The organism is Hymenobacter roseosalivarius DSM 11622, assembly GCF_900176135.1.
GTDB lineage: Bacteria > Bacteroidota > Bacteroidia > Cytophagales > Hymenobacteraceae > Hymenobacter > Hymenobacter roseosalivarius.
Map to the genome: position 1 here is coordinate 1 of NZ_FWWW01000001.1, position 2,995 is coordinate 2,995.

5 protein-coding genes are annotated in these 2,995 nt (G+C 55.6%); 1 reads left to right on the plus strand and 4 read right to left on the minus strand.

Features of this window, described 5'->3' with window-relative positions:
• From B9A24_RS00005 to B9A24_RS00015, 4 genes are all read right to left on the minus strand, one after another.
• On the minus strand, positions 1 to 511 hold a 511-nt coding region (locus B9A24_RS00005; RefSeq protein WP_084442951.1), incomplete at its 3' end, for a DUF72 domain-containing protein.
• Positions 512 to 627: 116 nt separating this feature from the next.
• Entirely contained in the window at positions 628 to 762 is a 135-nt protein-coding gene (locus B9A24_RS22875; protein ID WP_262490566.1) for a hypothetical protein, read from the minus strand.
• A 201-nt stretch (positions 763 to 963) separates the two neighbouring features.
• Positions 964 to 1,341: a cupin domain-containing protein gene (locus B9A24_RS00010; RefSeq protein ID WP_200813834.1), complete on the minus strand. Its 378-nt coding sequence runs from the start codon at positions 1,339 to 1,341 to the stop codon at positions 964 to 966.
• A 209-nt stretch (positions 1,342 to 1,550) separates the two neighbouring features.
• Positions 1,551 to 2,018, minus strand: a complete 468-nt coding sequence (locus B9A24_RS00015; protein ID WP_084442952.1) for a MaoC family dehydratase — start codon at positions 2,016 to 2,018, stop codon at positions 1,551 to 1,553.
• Positions 2,019 to 2,420: 402 nt separating this feature from the next.
• Between B9A24_RS00015 and B9A24_RS00025 the strand changes: the two genes are divergently transcribed.
• Positions 2,421 to 2,981, plus strand: a complete 561-nt coding sequence (locus B9A24_RS00025; RefSeq protein WP_084442955.1) for a hypothetical protein — start codon at positions 2,421 to 2,423, stop codon at positions 2,979 to 2,981.
• Positions 2,982 to 2,995 lie beyond the last annotated feature (14 nt).

Consider the following 2,995-nt stretch of genomic DNA (forward strand, 5'->3'; position numbering starts at 1 on the left):
GGGCGGCCGGGTAGCTTTGCCCGACAAAGGTGATACCACGCCGCCCTAGCTCCCGCAGGATTTCGCATTCCCACCAGCTTGGGTGCCGAAACTCCACCACGTTGTGAAAGTCCGGGTCCAGCTGTTCCAGCATGCGGCCCAGCAGCTCCTCCGTGTAGGCGGCTTTGGGCGGCAATTGAAACAGAATCGGTCCCAACTTGTCGCCCAGACCCTCGCGCACGGTACCGTAGAAATCGGCCAGCACGGGCGCGGCTTCGGCGTTGAACTTCTTGTAGTGGGTTACGATGCGAGGGGCTTTTACGGCAAACCGAAAATCGATGGGACTCTGCGCGTACCAGGTTTCGAAGACCTTCAGCTCCGGCATGCGGTAGAAGGTCACGTTTACCTCCAGCGTATTGAACTGGGTGCAGTAATAGGCAAACCACTTGCGCGGCGGCAGGCCTTCGGGGTACAGAATGCCTTTCCAGTCGCGGTAGGAAAAGCCGGAGCAGCCGATGTAGTACGCGGGCATAACAGACGAAGTAGACAGGTTGCCTTCTACGTGCTTTCTGCCTGTTATATCCGTCCTCCACCCACAGATTTATGCTTCAGGTAAGTGGGGGGCTTTTTGCAGCGGCCCCTCACCGTTCAGCGCGACAACCCGGATATCACAATCAGCCAGTAGAGAAAATATACCAGGGGAATGAGCATCATGTACACCCACCAGGTAGGGTGCGTCAGCCGGTATTTCCAGCTTCTGTGGTCTTGTTCGTGCGTATTCATGATCGTAGCTACCGTTGAAAAGGGTTGTCCTAACGAAATACGTCGCCTGCGTCGTTCTGCCAGCGTTGGCGCTACAGATGCTCGCAACGGCTCCCCTGAAGCATACCTGAATACGCCGTGTCCGTTCTTAGCAGACTTATCAATCACGGCACCTGCCGCGCTTCGGCCGGTGCCTTGCCTCTCCCGAATTTGCGGCTTCGCTTAGCCGCGTTTCAGGCCCATACGCTCCACTGTTTCGCCCTCAAAATCGAACTGAATTAGTATCGCGGGCTCCTCGCCCACTACCCAGCCATCGTGGCCCGGCGCGATGGCCACCACCTGGGGGGCAATATATTCCTCCATTTCACCATCCCGATACTGAATGGTAAGGCGGCCCGCCGCCAGAAAGCCGACGTGCGCGTGCTCGCATAGCTCCGTTCCAATCACCGGCTTCACATCCTTCGACCACCGGAAACCCACCGGATACACCAGCCGCTTCACGCGCGAATTACCGGTGCGTACTACGTCAACCTGCACGCCGCCTATCTCGTGGCGCTCGGCATTTTTCAGGGGGCCTAATAGGGTATTAGTATTCATCATCGGTGCGGGAGGAAAACATGGGAAAGGAAACGCGAGAACCTACTTAAATATAGCAAATTCCTGGCATAGCCCGATGCTGCCTGACTGGTTTGCGTCTGCATATTTTCAGGTAACGGTCAGGGCTGGCTGCGCTTGCCTCGCAGCAGTACCGTGGGGGGCTTTTTCCTCTCCCGATTACTCTTCCCAGCAGCGGCGCGCCAGCTGTTTTACTAGTCCTGAAAATGATATAAGAAAGTAATCACCCCGGTGTACGCGGGCTTTTTGGAATCCAGAATTTCCAGCGCCACTTGCAGGCGCGCTTTGGCAATGCCGCGCAAATTTGCCACCGAAAGCAGCGTAGCGCGCAGGCGCACCTGGCTGTTCACGGTCACGGCCTGGTTGAAGCGCAGCTGCTCGATTTCGTAGTTAACCTGCATCTTGAGGTTCTCAATAGCCACGATTTGCTGCCACAGATACGGCAGCAGCGCCACCGTGAGGTAGCCGTGGGCAATGGTAGCCTTGAACGGCGATTCCGCCAGCGCCCGCTCCGGGTCCGTATGAATCCACTGGTGGTCGAGGGTAGCGGCGGCAAACTGATTGATCTGCTCCTGGGTGACGGTGTGGTAGGCCGACACGCCTACTTCCTGCCCTACGAGGCCTTCTAGTTCGGCTAAGCTGCTGATGGTACGTTTCGTCATGAGCTAATTACGGATAAGTAATAAAGCCCAAACATACATGTTGGCAGTCGGTATTCGCGGAAGATGAATGCTATTACTGTGCGGCCTGATGATCAGCCATCAGGTGCCGGACCTCATTATTCTGAATGAACCAACAACCTGGAAATCCCGAGCTTGGACATCCTGACGGTCGCCATCCACGGCAATCTTCTGGTGGTATTGCCCGACGAGTATTTCCTGAAGTAGCTGCATGTGGAAGATGCCATTCGGCTGGGACAGCCCTAAGTCATAGCTTACAAACATCTTCTGGTAAGGGCGTTAACCATGATCCAAACAAAAAAACGTGCATCTACTTTGAAATACAAAGTTCTTTTATATCCTTTGTATCACTATTTACCCATCTCAAGCAAAGGCACTACTATCATGACACTAACCAAAAGCGTTACCCGCATTGCGCTTGTTACAGCGTTTCTATTGCTGATACCCTTGGTGGCGATGCAGTTTACCCAAGAGGTGGTCTGGACCTTGTCGGATTTCGTTTTCGCTGGCGTCATGCTATTCGGCACGGGCCTCACGTATGTGCTGGTGGCGAGCAAGGCAACCAACAACGCGTATAAATTGGCTGTTGGCGTGGCGGTGACGGCGGCACTCCTGCTCGTGTGGGGCAACCTGGCTGTAGGGTTCATCGGGAGCGAGGACAACCCTGCCAACCTGCTGTATGGTGGGGTGTTGGCCGTTGGCTTCATCGGGGCCATCGTGGCGCAACTCCGGCCGCTGGGCATGTCTAACGCCATGTTTGCCGCGGCGCTTACTCAGTTCGCAGTTCCTTTTGTTGCAATGCTGATCTGGAGGCCCGAGATTAATCTAGGCGTGGCGTGGGTACTTGTGCTAAATACCCTCTTCGCCGGGCTGTGGGTTGCGTCGGCGCTACTGTTTCGCCGCGCCAGTACCACCGGCTCGAATCCAGACCGACAGTTGGTGTAGTGGTGTAGAATGCT